A 17,088-nucleotide genomic window follows, 5' to 3' on the forward strand; every position below is an offset into this window, starting at 1 on the left:
GGCGGTCTATAAGGTCTCGCGAAAAGGGGGGCAAGCGAATGCAYGGGAAATTTCCCGCATCCCGCTGCAATTTCCAAAGAAACCCGCTAGAACCCGTTCATGAACCAGATATCGCGCGCCGAAGAAAAATTTGCCGAACTGAACCAGCCCCATCCCTGGTCCGGTATCAATGCCTATCGTTCCGATCCGCTCGTGGTGGACCTGACCTCCGGATTGCACCGCACGCTTCGTGAGGAATACGATGCGCTCGGCCGTTACGTCACCTCGCCGGAGGCGCAGGAACTGGCGCGCATGGCGAACGAGAATCCGCCGAAGCTGAAGACGCACGGGCCACGCGGCGAACGTCTCGATCAGGTGGAATTTCATCCCGCTTGGCATGCACTGATGCGCCGGTCCATGCAGACCGGATTGCATTCCTCGATCTGGGAAAACATCCCGGAAGCCAAGGGCCATGAGCACAAGGCGCGCGCCATGCGCTTCTACCTGACGGCGCAGCTCGAATGCGGGCATCTCTGCCCGCTCACCATGACAAGCGCCTCGATCGCCGCGCTCATGGCGTCGCCGCGGGTGCAGAAGGAATGGGCGCCGAAGATACTCTCGCGCAAATATGATTCGTCTAATCGGCCCGCGCTGCAGAAGAGCGCGATCACACTCGGCATGGGCATGACGGAAAAGCAGGGCGGAACGGACGTGCGGGCCAATCGCTCTACCGCGGAGCGGGTGAGCGATGGCGTCTATCGGCTTTCCGGCCACAAGTGGTTCATGTCGGCTCCGATGAGCGACGGCTTCGTCATGCTGGCGAAAACGGGGGAGGGCGTCGGCTGCTTCCTCGTGCCGCGCCTTCTGGAGGACGGATCGGCGAACGGCCTGCAGTTCCAGCGCCTGAAGGACAAGCTCGGCAATCGCTCCAACGCATCGACCGAAGTGGAGTTCACCGCCGCGTTCGGCTATCTCCTCGGGCAGCCGGGCGGTGGTATCCGCACCATTCTCGACATGGTCACGCTGACGCGGCTCGATTGCGCGCTCGCATCGGCCGGCATCATGCGCGCCTCGCTTGCGGAAGCCGTGCATCATTGCCGCGGCCGCAGCGTCTTCGGCAAGATGCTGATCGATCAGCCGCTGATGACCCGCGTGCTTGCCGACATGGCGCTCGACGTTGCCGCGGCGACGGCTCTGGCCTTCCGGCTGGCGGATGCGTTCGACCGCGCGGCCGGCAATCCGGCCGATGCCGCCTTCGCGCGCGTCATGACGCCGGTCATCAAATATTGGAACTGCAAGATCGCGCCCTCGCTGATCTACGAGGCGATGGAATGCCTCGGCGGCAATGGCTACATCGAAGAGCGCCCGATCGCGCGGCACTACCGCGAGGCCCCGGTCAACGCAATCTGGGAAGGCTCGGGCAATGTGATGGCGCTCGATGTGCTGCGCGTGCTTTCTCGCGGCAAGGATCTCTTCGATACGGTGCTGCAGGGCTTCGAGCGGGATCTCGGCGCCTCCGGCAAGAAGACGGTGGAAGTGCTGCGGGCGGCGATGGCGCTTTGCGAAAGCGACGAGGGCGCGGCCCGCCTGCTCGTCGAACAGCTCGCTCTGGCCGCCGCCGCCTGCGAACTCGTGCGGCTCGGCGCCGGCAAGATCGCCGACGCCTTCCTGGAAACGCGGCTTGCCGGGGGGTGGCGTTCGACCTATGGAATGCTCGATTCGCGTTTCGACGCCGGCTATATCGTGGACCTGCTATACCCGCCCGCGAGCTGACGCATTCCTTCCAATCCTGTGCATGTTTTCCGAAACCGCTTGCCGCTCGCCGCGCCGCACACTATGCGCCTGGAAACACCGGAAGTTGGAACATGCTGCAAATCCAGGAACTCACGGCGCCGCCGGCACCGGAAAAGCGGGTGAAAAACCGCGCGGGCACCGAACAGGCAATTCTCGCCGCGGCCCGCAATCTTCTCGCGGAACAGGGATTTCAGGGCTTCGGGATCAACGCCATCGCCAGGCGCGCCGGCTGCGACAAGCAGCTCATCTATCGATATTACGGCGGTCTGGACGGGCTGATCGAGGCGATCGGTGAGGATCTCGGCTCCTGGGTCAGGGACCGTATTCCCGAAGACACCGGCGGCATGTTCGTGCTGACCTATGGCGATCTGATGGAAAAGCTGGCGCTCTATTTCATGGATGCGCTCCGTGACGATCYACTCGTTTGCAAGACCATCGCCTGGGAAGTTTCCAAGGATACCCCCCAGGTCCGCAAGCTGTCGGAGGCCCGCGCCAAGGCGCTCGCCAAATGGCTCGATCGCATGCGTGGATCGCTCGCTCCGCCGAAGGGCGTGGATGCACCGACGGTGAATGCGCTGCTTTTCGCTTCCATCCAGCATCTGGTGATCTCGGCGTCGGCCACCGGCCAGTTTGCCGGCCTTCCGTTGCGCAGCGAGAAGGACTGGGAGAAGGTCGCCGCCTCGGTCCGCCGCCTGGTGCGCGCTGTCTACGGCTGAGTTGCACCCGCTTCATTCTCTTATCCACAGGCTGGCCGCGCCCGTTAACCATAGGCGTGACTTTGCGTTGCGCCGGTAGCCTCGGCGGCTAGTGTGTCGTTAACTTATCGTTAACCGCGATCTTCCATCGGGCACCGGTTATGGGAACGACACTCCAGAACGGAGCATTGCTGGGCATCATGACGATGTTCTTCGCGGTGCTGGCGCTCAACATCGCGGTGCCCGCAATGGTGCTGAGCATCATGGCTCTGGCCAGGTGGGTCGTGCTACTGGAATTCGATCTGGCTCAACCGAAGGGGGTGACCACATGAAGTGGTTCCTGATCCTGTGGGCGGGTCCCGTCCTGCTGCTGACGAGCTGGTATGGCCTATCCTACTACGACATGAGCTTCGGCTTCTTCATGCTGACCAGGCAGACCCATGATCTTGTCTTCCAGATCTACGGTCAGGTGCTCGGCATTCCACCCGAAACCATCCCGCCGCTCGTTGCCCGCGCCATAGTCGTCGACAGCCTGATCGTCTTCGCGATCATCGCTTTCCGCAAGCGCAAGCAGATCGCCGCCTGGTGGCGGAGGCGTCAATCTACCCGGTCCGGATCTCGCGAGGCTCTGGCAAGCGAGGAGAGCCTATCGAGCGCTCCTTGAAGAATGAAGCTCGCGGCGGCCGAATCGATCCGCTCCGCGCGCTTTGCCCGCGATACGTCCATCTCCAGAAGTGCGCGTTCCGCGGCGACCGTGGAAAGCCGCTCGTCCCAGAAGACGAAGGGGAGGGCGGTCTTTTCGCTCATGGAGCGCACAAAGGCGCGGGTGGCCTGTACCCGCGGGCCGGCCGAGCCGTCCATGTTCATCGGCAGGCCGATGACGAAGCCGGCGATCCTTTCCTTTTCCGCAAAGGCGAGCAGCACGTCTGCATCCTTGGTGAATTTCACGCGCTTGATGACGGGACGGGGTGTCGCGAAGCGCCGCCCGAGATCCGAAACAGCAAGCCCGATCGTCTTGGTGCCGAGGTCAAGGCCGGCGATCGGCTGGTTCGGGGCGAGATGCCCTGCGAGTTCCTCGATGGTCAGCATTGCCATGGCATAGTATCCCGTCGCTGTCTCAGTTCTTTTTGCGGACGAATTCCGTCCTGAGCACGAGACCCTTGATCGTATCGTGGCGGCAATCGATTTCTTCAGGATTGTCGGTAAGGCGGATCGAGCGGATGACTGTGCCCTGTTTCAGGGTCTGACCGGTGCCCTTGACCTTGAGGTCCTTGATGAGCGTGACTGCGTCGCCGTTGGCCAGCACATTACCGGCTGCGTCGCGTACGGCATTCGCTTCCGCAGCTTTGGCGGCCATCTCGGAAGCGGGCAGCCATTCGCCCGTCACTTCGTCGTAGACGTATTCGTCATCATTGCCGGCCATGTTGATTTCCTTGGGTAAGAAAAGTGAAGTTTTTTCACGTATTCTGTTGAGAATGCGGCACTTCCGGTCGCTTAGCCCAGGCGATGATAGCTTGCAACCGCCTGGTTCCGGCCATTCCACCGCAGGGCCGCCGCATTGGCGGTGTAATTGAGCGAAACGGCGCTGTTATGTTGTCACCGCGTCGAACCGTCTTATACTCCCGCCCTCATATCCAAGGAGTTATCCATGAAGATCACCTGGCTCGGCCACGCTGCCTTTCGTATCGAGACGGCGAGGGCGAAAATCCTTATTGATCCGTTCTTTTCAGGCAATCCCGGTTTTTCCGGCCTTGACCGCAAGGAAGCGGCCGAGGGTATAACACATATCCTCCTCACCCACGGCCATGGCGATCATGTGGGCGATACCGTCGCGCTCGCCAAGGAAACCGGCGCGGTGGTCTTCGCCAACGCGGATCTCGCCGCCTGGCTTAGCACGAAGGGCGTCGAAAAGCTCGATATGGGCAATACCGGCGGCACGGTCGCCTTCGACGGCTTCACCGTTACCTTCACGCAGGCGCTGCATTCCTCCGCTCAAGTCACCGAGGACGGCGTCTCCCACTCGCTCGGCAGCGCCAATGGCCTGATGCTGCATATCGATGACGAGCCGTCGCTTCTGCATATGGGCGATACCGACATCTTCACCGACATGGGCCTCATCAACGAACTGCACCAACCCGACATCGGCCTCGTGCCGATCGGCGACCGCTTTACCATGGGCGGTGCCGTGGCGGCGCTTGCCTGCCAGCGCTTCTTCGATTTCAAGCACGCCATTCCCTGCCACTACGGCTCTTTCCCGATCATCGACCAGACGCCGGAAAAGTTCGTCAAGGGCATGGAGGGAACGCGCACACGGGTCGAAGCGCCCGCGCCCGGCGCCGCGCTCACCTTCTGATATTACCGCATCCCCCGTTGCGAAGGGCGGACATGGCCATTATAGCGGTAGGAAATTTCTTGCCCGGAGTTCATGCCATGTCCGTCGATCTCGCCACCGTCAAGCGCGTCGCCCATCTCGCCCGCATCGCGGTTTCCGAGGATGAGGCCAATCGCATGGTGGGCGAACTGAATGGTATCCTCGGCTTCGTCGAGCAGCTTTCCGAGGTTGACGTCACCGGTGTGGAACCGATGACATCCGTAACGCCCATGGCCATGCGCCGGCGCGACGATGCGGTGACCGACGGCGACAAGGCCGACGACGTGGTCGCCAATGCGCCGAACAGCGACCGGAACTTCTTCCTTGTGCCGAAAGTGGTCGAGTGAGCGCCTTCCAGGCCGCCGCTTGACCTTCCGCCACGTCCTCAAGCTCTTTCGAAGAACGATATCATGACCGAATTGACCAGCCTCACCATTGCCGAAGCCCGCGAAAAGCTGAAGGCCAAGGAATTTTCCGCCGTCGAGCTGACGGACGCCTATCTCAAGGCAATCGATGCGGCGAACGGAGCGCTGAACGCCTATATCGCGGTGACGCCTGAAAAGGCGCTGGAAATGGCCAAGGCTTCCGACGCACGGCTCGCATCCGGCAAGGCCGGCGCACTGGAAGGCATTCCGCTCGGCATCAAGGACCTCTTCGCCACGCGGGACATCCATACCCAGGCCTGCTCTCACATTCTGGATGGGTTCAAGCCGAAATACGAATCGACCGTTACCCAGAACCTCTGGGATGACGGCGCGGTGATGCTCGGCAAGCTCAACATGGACGAGTTCGCCATGGGCTCTTCCAACGAAACCTCCCACTACGGCGCCGTCATCAATCCGTGGCGGGCCAAGGGCTCCAACCAGCAGCTCGTGCCGGGCGGTTCCTCGGGCGGATCGGCCGCAGCCGTTGCCGCGCAGCTGTGCGCCGGTGCGACGGCCACCGATACCGGCGGCTCCATCCGCCAGCCGGCGGCCTTTACCGGTACGGTCGGCATCAAGCCGACCTATGGCCGCTGCTCGCGCTGGGGCACGGTCGCCTTCGCCTCGTCGCTCGATCAAGCCGGCCCGATCGCCCGTGACGTGCGTGACGCCGCGATCCTCCTGAAATCCATGGCGAGCGTCGACCCCAAGGACACCACCTCGGTCGATCTGCCGGTGCCGGATTACGAAGCGGCGCTCGGCCAGTCGGTCAAGGGCATGAAGATCGGCATTCCGAAAGAATACCGCGCCGAAGGCATGCCGGAAGAGATCGAAACACTCTGGCAACAGGGCATTGCCTTTCTCAGGGATGCCGGCGCGGAGATCGTCGATATCTCGCTGCCGCACACGAAATACGCTCTGCCGGCCTACTATATTGTAGCCCCGGCGGAAGCCTCCTCCAACCTTGCCCGCTATGATGGCGTTCGCTACGGCCTGCGCGTCGACGGCAAGGACATCATCGATATGTATGAGAAGACCCGCGCTGCCGGCTTCGGCACGGAGGTCAAGCGCCGCATCATGATCGGCACCTATGTCCTGTCGGCCGGTTATTATGATGCCTACTATCTGYAGGCGCAGAAGGTCCGCACGCTCATCAAGCGCGATTTTGAGCAGGTATTCGACGCTGGGATCGATGCCATCCTGACGCCGGCCACGCCGTCTTCGGCCTTCGGCGTCGCCGATGAGAACCTCGCTTCCGACCCGGTGAAGATGTACCTCAACGACATCTTCACCGTGACGGTGAACATGGCCGGCCTGCCGGGCATCGCGGTTCCCGCCGGCCTTGACCACAAGGGGCTCCCGCTCGGCCTGCAGCTCATCGGCAAGCCCTTCGATGAGGAGACGCTGTTCCGTACGGCTCACGTCATCGAACAGGCCGCCGGCAAGTTCACCCCTGCCAAGTGGTGGTAAAAGGGCTCACAATCAGGGAAATGACCATCGCCGATCACCATGTGGTCGGCGAAGTCGGCTTTGCGGCCTGGAAATCCAGCGGTGACGGAGAGGCGAGTTTCGAAAATCCTGACGTCATCGAAGCCATCCGAAGGGCTTTCTTCGACTATCCCGCAGCGGCCAAGGGTGATGTCGCTATTGCCGAGTTCGGGGGCAGAGTGGTCGGATGGGGCGCTCGTGAGGATGATCCTGACTATATTTCCGATATCTGGGTCGATCCCGCCTTTCAAGGGCGTGGAGTAGGCTCTGCGCTTGTTCGCCATTTCCTTGAGCGAGTTGCTATCGAGGGATTTTCTGTCGCGAAGATCCATACGCGCGCGAGCAATTCCAGCGCCATTCGCCTTTACGAACGCCGCGGGTTCAAGATTGTCTGGCGCGGCCGCGAATATTCGACGAGCATGGGCGTCGAGCTGGAAAAGGTGCATCTGGAGAAGCGGTTAAGCTAGAAGGTTGCTTCTGCTTCGAAATTCCACTCCGACGTGCTATGAGCGCGATCATCGATTTCGGAGATGATCGAGAACGCAAAAATGGTGGTAGTGAGATGCCTCTGACTTTCATGGAGTGGATCGCCTATCTCGGCCTGGCGCTTCCGTTCTGTGTCCTGGCCTGGTCCGCGGCCGCTTATGTTCTCGCTCTCAGAAGCAGGAACGTACACGAGCGCTATGAGCGCTTCTTCCAGATCACCGAGCATCTGGGAATGGAGGGCAATTCCACTGCCTCCAAAATGGCCGCGGCCTATGAATTGCGGAAATATCCGGAATACAGGGAGCTGATCTTTCGTCTTTGCGAGGATATTCAGGCTGATGACGCCGCGGAGGAACTGCTCCGCAAGGAGCTTGGAATGACGGCGGAATATCTGCGGAGGTAGTGCCGCGGAAATAGCGGCGCTCGTAAGAGCGCCGCCTTTCGCTTCATCTATTGTCCAGTTGCGATCTCACCAGCTGCAAGCCCCGTTCGGTGATGCGGTAGGGCTTGCCACCCGAGGATTTGATCGCCCGCTTCTGCTTGAGCTTGCGGAAGGTTGTCAGGTCGAGACCGTTGAAGGCCCAGCCTTCCCGGGTGAGGAGCTGGATCTTCTCGATCTTTCTGTTGTCGTCACGGGTAAGTTCGATCCTGCCGCCCTGAGCAAGCAGGTGAAGAATGCGCTGTTCGGCGCGGGAAATATCCATTGTTTCGATGTCCGGATAAGCTCTTCCGGCTTGCGGAAGGCATACAAAAACGTGGCCGGCGTCGGATGACGTCGGGGTTTACCGTTTTTGCCTGGGCCAGCTGGCAGGAAATCTGCGGGCTGGCCCTTTACCGGGTCTCAGCGAAAGAGAACATCAAAACTCCATGAGTACAGTCTGCAACTAAGGCATGAGTACAGGCCTGCAACTAAGGCGGTTTTCCACAATCGTCAAGCCGAGCCGGCCCGGAAGGCGGGAATTCGAGCTGGCAAAAGCCTGCACTCGATGGTGTAGTTGGAGGTGAGCAGGGGCGGTCATGATCAGCATTCGCAACGCGCGCGGGGATGAAGCGGAGATATTGGCGGCGATCGGGCTGAGGGCCTGGGAAAAGGCCATGTCCCCGATCGGCGGAATGGATGCGATGCGGGAAAATGCCCGCGCCGCCTTCCGGAATTTCACCCGTTCCTCCTGGCTCACCATCACCGTTGTCGAGCAGGGCGGTAGTCTCGCCGGCTGGGCGGCGCGCGAAGGCCTGGACGAGCTGATCAGCGATTTCTGGATCGATCCGGCATTCAAGGGGCAGGGGCTCGGCAGAACCCTCCTGCAGGAGGTCGAGCGCCAGATCGTGCAGCAGGGATTCGAGCTCGCCCGCGTCGCAACCCATGCCCGCAATGCCGAGGCGATCGGCTTTTTCCAGAAGAACGGCTATGCGGTGAACTGGCTTTCGGTCGCCTACTCTCCCAAGATCGACAATGATGTTCAGTCGGTCGGCCTTTTGAAGCAGCTCGTTGACGCAGAGGAAAATGTCTACGGGGCTGGTCTTTAGCGGCCCAAGCGTTTCGTCAGTCCGTCCGTGATGCGTTTGGCGAGTGCCTCGTAGTCGCCGTCGAAATGGTGCCCGCCATCGACCGGGATGATTTCGACGGGCGTGTCCTTGAGCGTGGGGCAGGCGTCGTCGTCATCGTCGGTGCCGTAGAAGCATTGCACGAGCGCCGGATTGATCTTGCGGATGTCGTTGGCAGGGTCGCCCGCCGAGCCATCGCCGGCGACGCCGAGCCAGCCGGACACGGAGACCTCGTAATCGACCTCGTGCGAAACGGCGAGCAGCGACATCTGCGCGATATGCTGCTTTTCCTTGTCGGTAAGAAGATTGTAGGTCGCGGGCAGGATATCCGCGCCGAAGGAGTAGCCGACGAGGAGAACGTGCTTCACATGCCACTGATGGCGGTAGGTATCGATGATCCGCGTCAGGTCATCGGCCACCTCCTGGGGCTTGCGCTCCGACCAGAAATAGCGAAGCGAATCCACGCCCACGGTCGGGATGCCGGAGGACTGAAGCGCGCCGCCGATCTCCTTGTCGATGTCGCGCCAGCCGCCGTCACCGGAATAGACCACCGCCATGGTATCGAATTTCGGCGTGGTTTCGAGAACCGTTAGCGGAAGCCCGAGCGGATTGTCGGTGTCCCCGGATGCCTCGACCCGATCGCTCAGCGTCTGCAAAAGCGCATCCGCGGGCGCGTCGTCGATATCCTGCACCTCGATATCCGGATGTGCGGCGGACAGGGTCGCGACATGGTCCCGCCCGTCTTGAGCGGCGGCCTTGGAAAACAGAACCGTGACGCCCGCCGGCAATTCCCCATCGGTCAGGCCATAGACCATCCTGTCGCCCCGCTGCTCTTTCGAGGCCGGAGTGCAGAGCTGCTTCGTCAGTGGAATGCCGGCAGCCGGATCGACCGCCACCGCTTCGCCGATCGTCGCCACCGGGCTCTGGGCGATCATCGCTAGCGCCAAGGCTCCGCCTTCGCCAATTCCGGCGATGATGGGCGGCCGATAGCTGCTATTGCCGGTGGCGCGCTGGATCTGCTGTGCAAGCGCCTCCACGTCCGAGATCATGTAGATGCAGTCGCCATCGTCCTTGCGCAATGCGGCGAGATAGGAGGGAAAATCGATACCGACCACGGCCGCGCCTTTATCGACGAGAGCCTTGGCCTCCTGCTCGTCGGTACTGCTCCAGCCCGCGGCATCGGATATCAGGAAGACGCTGGCATCGGCTTCGCCATCCGGGAGGAAGATGTGCTGTGAGGGGATCATGCCGGTATCGAATTTCGGCGGTTCCTGCGCGTGAAGACTCGTCGCGCCCATAAGGCTTACGATCATCATGATGTGGCGAAGTCTCATTTGCCGACAACTCCTCTGATGCCGCCGCCGATCAGCAGCGTGACATCCATCAGGGCCAGCAGGGCACCGCTGCCGCCGGAAACGGCAAAATAGCGGGGCTGCCAGCTCGGATGGAACTTCGATTTGAAGGCGCGCAAGCCCTTGAAGTTGTAGAACCGTTCCCCGTGCTCATAAACAGTGCTGCCGATGCGGTCCCAGACGGGTGCGATCTCCCGCTTCGACATGCCCGAGAGCGGCGCCATGCCGAGATTGAAGGTCTCATAGCCGGCGTCGCGCATATGCTGCATGATGCTGACGAAGAGGAAATCCATCGCGCCGCGCGGCGCTTCGGGCAGGAAGCGCATCAGGTCCACGGTGGCCTCCTTTTTCGTCTCCRTAACCATTAATGTCGCGAAGGCGATGATGCGTTCTTCCTGACGCAGCACGGCGACCGGCTGCGAGAGGATGTAGTCGTCGCGGAAGGCGCCCAGCGAGAACGTCTTTTCGCGTGTATTATGGTGCGAGAGCCAGGCATCGGAAACCGCCCGCAGTTCCGGCAAAATCGCCGGCACATCCGGAATCTCGATCACGGAAAATACAAGGCCGTCTCTCGCGCCACGGCTGATGGACTGACGCAGGCTGGCGAGCTTTCCGCCCTTGAGTTCGAAACGCGTGAGATCGACGATGGCGAGTTCGCCGAGCTTGAACGCCCGCAAACCGGCATCGGCACAATAGGAGAGCATGGCAGGCGAGATCTGGTAGAAGGCGGCGCGCCCGCCGGCACCGCGCGCCGTTTCGACGAACTGCCAGACCAATTCCCCCATCTCTTCCTCGAGTCCGATCGGATCGGCAAACGCAATCCACGAGCGGCCCTGGATGCCATACATGATGAAGGTGTTGCCGCTTTCCGAAAACATCAGGCGCTTGTCGCCCATGCGGACGAGATTGGCATCGGCGACGTCCTGTTGCCGGACGATGTCGGTGGCCCGTGAAAGTTCGTCCGCGATCGGGGTATCCGGCCGGTAGGCCACTGGGCGCAACAGACTGAAGATGGCGACAGCCGTGGATGCGACCACGATGCCGAGGGTGGCGCGCAGGCTTCGCGGCGCGTCTTCCATGAACTCGAACTGCCACCAGAGATCATGGCTGTATTGCGTATCGCGGTAGACGAACAGGAGGATCGCCACGGCGCCGACGGCAATCACCGCCGTGGCCGCCAACCAGGAAGGGCTCAGCGCCTGCCGGATCAGGGAGGCATGCCGCGTGAAGAGCTTGCCGTTCAACAGCATGGCGCCGATGAAGAGTGCAAGCAGCAGCGCCTCGAAAACCGCAACGGCCTTGAGGAGCGAAAGCACCAGCGCGGCCGCTGCGCCGACGACCGAGACCCACCAGGCGCCGTCGAGACGCTGGGCGATGCCCCTCGACGAGATGACGAGCACCAGTCCCAGCAGGCTGGCGAGGAAGTGGGCGCCCTCGACGATCGGCAGGGGCAGGAGGTCGGAGAGGAAATCCAGGTTCGTGTCGGGTGTCGGAGTCACGCCGGAAAAGATCAGCATGGCGCCGAGGATCAGGCAGAGCGTCGAGAGCAGAGGCGGCGCCAGACGGACGCCGATCTGTCCCATGCCCGCCACCACCGGATGGGAGGCGAGCTGCCGGACTTCCGAAACGAGAACCAGCCCGATCGCCAGGATCAGCGGCAGGACGTGATAGACGAGGCGATAGAGGACCAGGCTTCCGAGCAGGACGTCGATGCTGATGGTGTTGCCTAGGCCAGCGATGATGACCGTCTCGAAAACCCCGAGTCCCGCCGGAACGTGGCTGAGCACGCCGAGACCGACGGCTGCGGCATAGATCGCGAAGAAGGTTGGCCAGCCGACATGCGTTTCCGGCAGCAGGACATAGAGCACGGAGGCCGATGCCGCGATGTCGAAGGCGGAAACCAGGAACTGCCGAGACGAGGTGCGGGTATCGGGCAGGCGAAGGCTGAGGCGACCGAGTTTGACGGCGCGGCCGTCGCGGCCGAAAACGAGCAGCAAGGCGAGCAGCGCCACCACGGCCAACGCGCCGGCGCGTAGCCAATCTGCATCGATCGTCAGGATCGAGGCGAGGCGCGGAGCGACGACCAGCGTGGAAAGGCTCGCAACCGCAAGCAGGCCGAGCCCGAAGGACAGCGTGACGAAAGCAATGACCCGGCTGATATCGCCCGGCGAGAGCCCCAGCCGCGAATAGGCCCGCAGGCGGATCGCACCGCCGCTCAGCGCGCCGAAACCGGCCGTGTTGCCGATGGCATAGGCGCTGAAGCCGGTCATTGCGACGGTCGCGAGCGGCAGCTTCTTGCCGATATAGTCCAGCGCGTTGATGTCGTAGCAGATGAGCGCGGCGAAGCTGAGCGCGGTAAACAGGATCGCCAGCCCGATCGATGTCCAGCTCGTGTCCGAGAGCGCGGCGACAACGTCGTCATAGCGCACTTCTTCCGTCAGCCGGTAGATAGCGACGGCCATGAGGACGAAGATCGCTATGACGGCGGCCGATGTCAGGTAAACGCGAAAGCGCAGGAAGAATGCCGCAAGCGGCGATCTGTGAGGAAATTCGTCCGGGGAGGGGGCGGTATCCATCGATTCCATTGGCGATGCCGGGGAGTGATCTTGCGTGGACATTCTGTGACTGACGGATCTGTTCGCTGTTGAATTGAACCGGCTGGTTCATGCCGCCGCAATAATGGCAATTTTGAGTAGATTTGGTGGGGGCTCGAAGGTTGCGCGGCGGCGCTGAAGCTTGYGCCACGCATTCATTTGTTCTACCTCAACAGCAAACACGCCGCATCACATGAAGAGCACCAGATGACTATTGTCGACGTCCGCACGCCCGATCCCAAACGCCTGATTCCCGGCGCCACCGGCGACTGGGAAGTCATCATCGGCATGGAGGTGCATGCGCAGGTCCTCTCCAATTCCAAACTGTTTTCCGGAGCTTCGACCGAGTTCGGCAAGGCTCCGAACGCCAATGTCTCGCTCGTCGACGCAGCCATGCCCGGCATGCTGCCCGTCATCAACGAGGAATGCGTGAAGCAGGCCGTGCGCACCGGTCTCGGCCTGAAGGCGCAGATCAACAAGCGCTCGGTCTTCGACCGCAAGAACTATTTCTATCCGGACCTGCCGCAGGGATACCAGATATCCCAGTACAAGGACCCGATTGTGGGCGAGGGCAAGCTCACCATCTCGCTCGGTCCCGACCGTCAAGGCCAGTTCGAGGATATCGAGATCGGCATCGAACGCCTGCATCTGGAACAGGATGCCGGCAAGTCGATGCACGACCAGCATCCGACCATGTCCTTCGTCGATCTCAACCGTTCCGGYGTTGCGCTGATGGAAATCGTCTCGAAGCCGGACATGCGCTCGGCGGACGAGGCGAAGGCCTATATGAGCAAGCTGCGTTCGATCGTACGCTATCTCGGCACCTGCGACGGCAACATGGACGAGGGCTCCATGCGCGCCGACGTCAACGTTTCCGTGCGCCGCCCGGGCGAACCCTTCGGTACGCGATGCGAGATCAAGAATGTCAACTCGATCCGCTTCATCGGCCAGGCCGTCGAGTTCGAGGCGCGCCGCCAGATCGCTATTCTGGAGGATGGCGGCACGATCGATCAGGAGACCCGCCTGTTCGACCCGAACAAGGGCGAGACGCGCTCCATGCGCTCCAAGGAAGAGGCGCATGACTACCGCTATTTCCCCGATCCGGACCTGTTGCCGCTCGAGTTCGACGACGCCTTTGTCGAAGAGCTGAAGAAGGACCTGCCTGAACTGCCGGATGAAAAGAAGGAGCGCCTCGTTCGCGATCTCGGTCTTTCGGTCTACGATGCCTCGGTGCTGGTCTCCGAAAAGGCGATCGCAGACTATTTCGAGGCCGTAGCGGCCGGGCGCGACGGCAAGACCGCTGCTAACTGGGTCATCAACGACCTGCTGGGCGCCTTGAACAAATCCGGAAAAGGCATTGAAGAGACTCCGGTTTCGCCGGCTCAGCTCGGCGGAATCATCGATCTCATCAAGGCGGAGACCATCTCGGGCAAGATCGCCAAGGATCTGTTCGAGATCGTCTGGAACGAAGGCGGCGACCCGGCCGAAATCGTCGAGACGCGCGGCATGAAGCAGGTGACCGACACGGGCGCCATCGAGAAGGCCGTGGATGAGATCATCGCCGCCAACCCGGATCAGGTCGCGAAGGTGAAGGCAAAGCCGACGCTTGCCGGCTGGTTCGTCGGTCAGGTGATGAAGGCGACCGGTGGCAAGGCCAATCCGCAGGCCGTCCAGGCGCTCGTCAAGGCGAAACTGGGCATCGAGGAATAACCCGCATCGATTGTCGGTGCGGCAGGGAGAAAGCCTTGGTCTATTTCATTCGCACCGCCGGTGGAGAGGACGCGGAGAAAATCCGCGCCCTTCTGGCGGAAACCTTTCATGCGGCCTACGATCCGTTTTACGGAGCGCCGCAGGTCCAGCGGATGATCGACGGCTGGCACTCGGCGAGCGCCATCCGCGCCCGAATTCTCAAGAGGGACGGAGAGTTTCTGGTTGCCGATAATGGCAAGGAAATCGGCGGCATGGGATATGCGGCCATGTATCCCAAGATGGCGAAGACGGCGATGCTGCACCAGCTCTATGTGAAGCCGTCCTGTCAGAATGAAGGCATAGGGCGGGATATCTTCGCTGAACTCGAGACCTGCTTTCCGGGCGCTGAAATCATGCGGGTCGAGGTGGCGCTTCAAAATACCCGCGCGCAATCGTTTTACGAACGGCTCGGATTTACCGAAGTCGACCGCATGGAAGAATGGGGTGCGCCGAATTCCGGCCTGCCGGCGATCATCATGGAAAAAAGGCTGGCGGGGCTCTGAATGGCTGATCTCCTGATCCGCAGGGCGCGGGACACCGATCTGCCCGCCCTGATCGCGATCTTTGCCGCCGACACCGTCGGCGGACACGGCGACACCACCGACTCAGAGGCGTTCGAAGACTATCTCCGCGCATTCCATGTCATCGACGCCTCGCAAAACGAACAGCTCTTCGTGGCCGAACTGGCCGGCGAGGTCGTTGGCACTTTCCAGATCCTTTTCAATCGCACGCTGACGGGCAGGGGATCGCTCTCCATGACCATCGAAGCGGTGCAGACGCGCGAGGATATGCGTGGAAGAGGGATCGGAGCGCAGATGATTCGCCATGTGATCGAAGAGGCGAAGCGCCGCGATTGCCGCCTGGTGCAGCTTTCCTCCAATATGGCCCGTGTGGATGCTCACCGTTTCTACGAGCGGCTGGGTTTCGCCAAGAGCCATTTCAGCTTCAAGATGAAACTCAAATAGGCGCCGCGGCATCGGAAACACTGGACATCCGGCACGTCAGGTAGCATAAGCGGGTTACGTGGCGATCTCGAAATTTCGCTGTCATCATGCCCAAGTCGATGGAAAAGACATGAAAAATCTCCTGCTGCAGATTTTCACTTGGTGGAACGGACAGACACTCGGAACCCGCTTCTTCACCTGGCGTAATGGCAAGAGGGTTGGCGAAGACGAGCTCGGCAATGTCTATTACGAAGGGCCTATGACCTCTTGGGGCAAGCCGAAGCGCTGGGTCGTCTACAAGGGCTACGCGGAAGCTTCCGCCATCCCGCCCGGCTGGCACGGCTGGATGCATTACCGCACCGATGTTCCGCCTTCGGCGGAGGCTTACAAGCCGCGCGAGTGGCAGAAGCCGCACCGCGAAAATGCTACGGGCACGCCCTTCGCCTATCACCCGAAGGGCTCGCTTGCCGCGACCGGCGAGCGTGCTCGCGTTACCGGAGACTACGACGCCTGGACGCCCGGCAATTAAGCCTAGGTCCACCTGTTTTGGCCACAATCACAATCTAGGCCGCATTGGCAGGAATTGTCGAAACGGGAAACATGATGAGATCTATGAAGGTTTCTGCACGCAAACTGACCGGAGCCGTATTCGCGATCGTGGCTTCGGCTCTAGCGGCGGGAAGCGCTTCGGCGGAACGCATCAACAATCCCGTGGCGGTTTTCGCGGGCATCGACAAGATCACCGGTCGCATCACCACTTTCGATGTCTATATCGATGAGACGGTGCAGTACGGCGCTCTGCAGGTGACGCCGAAGGTCTGCTACTCGCGCGATGAATCCGAGGCTCAGAAGATCGATTCCTTCGTGGAAGTGGACGAGATCACTCTCGATCGCAAGATCCGCCGCATCTTCACCGGCTGGATGTTCGCCGACAGCCCCGGCCTGAACGCCGTGGAGCATCCGATCTATGACGTATGGCTGACCGGCTGCAAGCCGCAGTCCGACGTGCCGGCGCCGGCACCGACCAATTAATCCTGGAATTGCAGGTGCGGCGGATCTACCGCTGCCTTCAGCAGCTTGAGATACTCTTCCTTGGGAATGTCGATCGCGCCGAAGGTTTTCAGGTGCTCGGTGGTGAATTGCGTATCCAGCAAGGTGAAGCCCCTTGCCCTCAACAGTTCCACCAGATGCACGAGACAGACCTTGGAGGCATTGGTGCGCCTGGAGAACATGCTCTCGCCGAAGAAGGCGGAGCCGAGCGACACTCCGTAAAGACCGCCGGCCAGGTTTTCGCCCTCCCAGGCTTCAACGCTGTGGGCATGACCCATGCGATGCAGTTCTGAATAAAGCTTGCGGATCGTGGAGTTGATCCAGGTGCTCGGGCGGTCCTCCGCCGGTTCCGCGCAGGCGGCGATGACCTGGTCGAAGGCCGTATCGACGCGTATGTCGAAAGGTTTCTTTCGGATCGCCTTTGCCAGGCTCTTGGAGATGTGGAAGGCATCGAGCGGCAGGATGCCGCGTACTTCCGGTTCGACCCAGAAGATCTCCGGGTCGTCGGCTGATTCAGCCATCGGAAAGAGGCCGATGGAATAGGCGCGCAACAGGACTTCCGGGGTAATCGCCGGATAATATCTGCCGCGTCGCCCTCCCATGGCTCTCCTCGGTGCGC

The 17,088-nt window shown here is 61.4% G+C and carries 21 protein-coding genes; 15 read left to right on the forward strand and 6 right to left on the reverse strand.

Annotated elements, in window-relative coordinates; translation table 11 throughout:
- The first annotated feature begins 99 nt into the window (after positions 1–99).
- The 4 genes from LCM4573_RS23100 (at position 100) to LCM4573_RS23110 (ending at position 3,132) form a co-directional block, all read left to right on the forward strand.
- Positions 100–1,752, forward strand: a complete 1,653-nt coding sequence (locus LCM4573_RS23100) for an acyl-CoA dehydrogenase family protein (protein WP_071008777.1) — start codon at positions 100–102, stop codon at positions 1,750–1,752.
- 92 nt (positions 1,753–1,844) lie between these two features.
- The gene (locus LCM4573_RS23105) at positions 1,845–2,489 is read left to right on the forward strand and encodes a TetR/AcrR family transcriptional regulator (RefSeq protein WP_071008779.1); all 645 of its coding nucleotides are present in this window, start codon (positions 1,845–1,847) and stop codon (positions 2,487–2,489) included.
- 140 nt (positions 2,490–2,629) lie between these two features.
- Entirely contained in the window at positions 2,630–2,800 is a 171-nt protein-coding gene (locus LCM4573_RS28370) for a hypothetical protein (protein WP_198539775.1), read from the forward strand.
- Positions 2,797–3,132 (forward strand): DUF6105 family protein, encoded by a 336-nt coding sequence (locus LCM4573_RS23110; protein WP_071008781.1) that lies wholly within the window; start codon positions 2,797–2,799, stop codon positions 3,130–3,132. The genes LCM4573_RS28370 and LCM4573_RS23110 overlap by 4 nt, the downstream gene beginning before the upstream one ends.
- Here the strand turns inward: LCM4573_RS23110 and ruvX are convergent.
- Both ruvX and LCM4573_RS23120 read right to left on the reverse strand, forming a co-directional pair.
- Positions 3,066–3,563 carry a Holliday junction resolvase RuvX gene (gene ruvX, locus LCM4573_RS23115; protein ID WP_071008783.1) on the reverse strand — a complete coding sequence of 166 codons (498 nt, stop codon included), beginning with the start codon at positions 3,561–3,563 and terminating at the stop codon, positions 3,066–3,068. The two genes, LCM4573_RS23110 and ruvX, sit on opposite strands and share 67 nt — an antisense overlap.
- A gap of 22 nt (positions 3,564–3,585) precedes the next feature.
- Complete coding sequence (locus LCM4573_RS23120; protein WP_071008785.1) at positions 3,586–3,891, reverse strand: alkylphosphonate utilization protein; 306 nt, start codon at positions 3,889–3,891, stop codon at positions 3,586–3,588.
- 225 nt (positions 3,892–4,116) lie between these two features.
- On the opposite strand from LCM4573_RS23120, the gene LCM4573_RS23125 reads away from it, so the two are divergent.
- The 5 genes from LCM4573_RS23125 to LCM4573_RS23145 all read left to right on the forward strand — a co-directional run bounded on the left by LCM4573_RS23125 (position 4,117) and on the right by LCM4573_RS23145 (position 7,638).
- Positions 4,117–4,821: a metal-dependent hydrolase gene (locus tag LCM4573_RS23125; RefSeq protein WP_071008786.1), complete on the forward strand. Its 705-nt coding sequence runs from the start codon at positions 4,117–4,119 to the stop codon at positions 4,819–4,821.
- A 77-nt stretch (positions 4,822–4,898) separates the two neighbouring features.
- A complete protein-coding gene (gene gatC / locus LCM4573_RS23130; protein WP_071008788.1) occupies positions 4,899–5,186 on the forward strand; it encodes an Asp-tRNA(Asn)/Glu-tRNA(Gln) amidotransferase subunit GatC in 288 nt (95 codons plus the stop codon).
- 63 nt (positions 5,187–5,249) lie between these two features.
- The gene (gene gatA, locus LCM4573_RS23135; RefSeq protein ID WP_071008789.1) at positions 5,250–6,731 is read left to right on the forward strand and encodes an Asp-tRNA(Asn)/Glu-tRNA(Gln) amidotransferase subunit GatA; all 1,482 of its coding nucleotides are present in this window, start codon (positions 5,250–5,252) and stop codon (positions 6,729–6,731) included.
- Positions 6,732–6,751: 20 nt separating this feature from the next.
- Positions 6,752–7,216, forward strand: a complete 465-nt coding sequence (locus LCM4573_RS23140; protein WP_071008791.1) for an N-acetyltransferase — start codon at positions 6,752–6,754, stop codon at positions 7,214–7,216.
- Between the two features lie 95 nt (positions 7,217–7,311).
- A complete protein-coding gene (locus LCM4573_RS23145; protein ID WP_131819007.1) occupies positions 7,312–7,638 on the forward strand; it encodes a hypothetical protein in 327 nt (108 codons plus the stop codon).
- 43 nt (positions 7,639–7,681) lie between these two features.
- Here LCM4573_RS23145 and LCM4573_RS23150 read toward each other — a convergent pair whose 3' ends face one another.
- On the reverse strand, positions 7,682–7,939 hold the full coding sequence (locus LCM4573_RS23150) for a YjhX family toxin (protein ID WP_046792730.1): 258 nt from the start codon (positions 7,937–7,939) through the stop codon (positions 7,682–7,684).
- Positions 7,940–8,252: 313 nt separating this feature from the next.
- On the opposite strand from LCM4573_RS23150, the gene LCM4573_RS23155 reads away from it, so the two are divergent.
- Positions 8,253–8,762, forward strand: a complete 510-nt coding sequence (locus tag LCM4573_RS23155) for a GNAT family N-acetyltransferase (protein ID WP_071008792.1) — start codon at positions 8,253–8,255, stop codon at positions 8,760–8,762.
- Here LCM4573_RS23155 and LCM4573_RS23160 read toward each other — a convergent pair.
- Positions 8,759–10,114, reverse strand: a complete 1,356-nt coding sequence (locus LCM4573_RS23160) for an AcvB/VirJ family lysyl-phosphatidylglycerol hydrolase (RefSeq protein WP_071008794.1) — start codon at positions 10,112–10,114, stop codon at positions 8,759–8,761. The two genes, LCM4573_RS23155 and LCM4573_RS23160, sit on opposite strands and share 4 nt — an antisense overlap.
- Positions 10,111–12,708, reverse strand: coding sequence for a bifunctional lysylphosphatidylglycerol flippase/synthetase MprF (gene mprF / locus LCM4573_RS23165; RefSeq protein ID WP_071009213.1), 2,598 nt, complete (start codon positions 12,706–12,708; stop codon positions 10,111–10,113). The genes LCM4573_RS23160 and mprF overlap by 4 nt, the downstream gene beginning before the upstream one ends.
- A gap of 225 nt (positions 12,709–12,933) precedes the next feature.
- On the opposite strand from mprF, the gene gatB reads away from it, so the two are divergent.
- The 5 genes from gatB (at position 12,934) to LCM4573_RS23190 (ending at position 16,451) form a co-directional block, all read left to right on the forward strand.
- Entirely contained in the window at positions 12,934–14,436 is a 1,503-nt protein-coding gene (gene gatB / locus LCM4573_RS23170) for an Asp-tRNA(Asn)/Glu-tRNA(Gln) amidotransferase subunit GatB (protein ID WP_071008796.1), read from the forward strand.
- Between the two features lie 35 nt (positions 14,437–14,471).
- Entirely contained in the window at positions 14,472–14,978 is a 507-nt protein-coding gene (locus LCM4573_RS23175) for a GNAT family N-acetyltransferase (RefSeq protein WP_071008797.1), read from the forward strand.
- Positions 14,979–15,440, forward strand: coding sequence for a GNAT family N-acetyltransferase (locus LCM4573_RS23180; protein WP_071008799.1), 462 nt, complete (start codon positions 14,979–14,981; stop codon positions 15,438–15,440). It abuts the gene before it with no gap.
- Positions 15,441–15,549: 109 nt separating this feature from the next.
- Positions 15,550–15,948 (forward strand): NADH:ubiquinone oxidoreductase subunit NDUFA12, encoded by a 399-nt coding sequence (locus tag LCM4573_RS23185; RefSeq protein ID WP_071008801.1) that lies wholly within the window; start codon positions 15,550–15,552, stop codon positions 15,946–15,948.
- 71 nt (positions 15,949–16,019) lie between these two features.
- A complete protein-coding gene (locus LCM4573_RS23190) occupies positions 16,020–16,451 on the forward strand; it encodes a DUF2155 domain-containing protein (protein WP_407071763.1) in 432 nt (143 codons plus the stop codon).
- On the opposite strand, the gene aat is transcribed toward LCM4573_RS23190, so the two are convergent.
- Positions 16,448–17,071: a leucyl/phenylalanyl-tRNA--protein transferase gene (gene aat / locus LCM4573_RS23195; protein ID WP_071008805.1), complete on the reverse strand. Its 624-nt coding sequence runs from the start codon at positions 17,069–17,071 to the stop codon at positions 16,448–16,450. The genes LCM4573_RS23190 and aat overlap by 4 nt on opposite strands.
- Between the last annotated feature and the right edge of the window lie 17 nt (positions 17,072–17,088).

The sequence above is a fragment of the Rhizobium sp. LCM 4573 genome, from assembly GCF_001854865.1.
In the GTDB taxonomy this organism is placed as follows: domain Bacteria; phylum Pseudomonadota; class Alphaproteobacteria; order Rhizobiales; family Rhizobiaceae; genus Neorhizobium.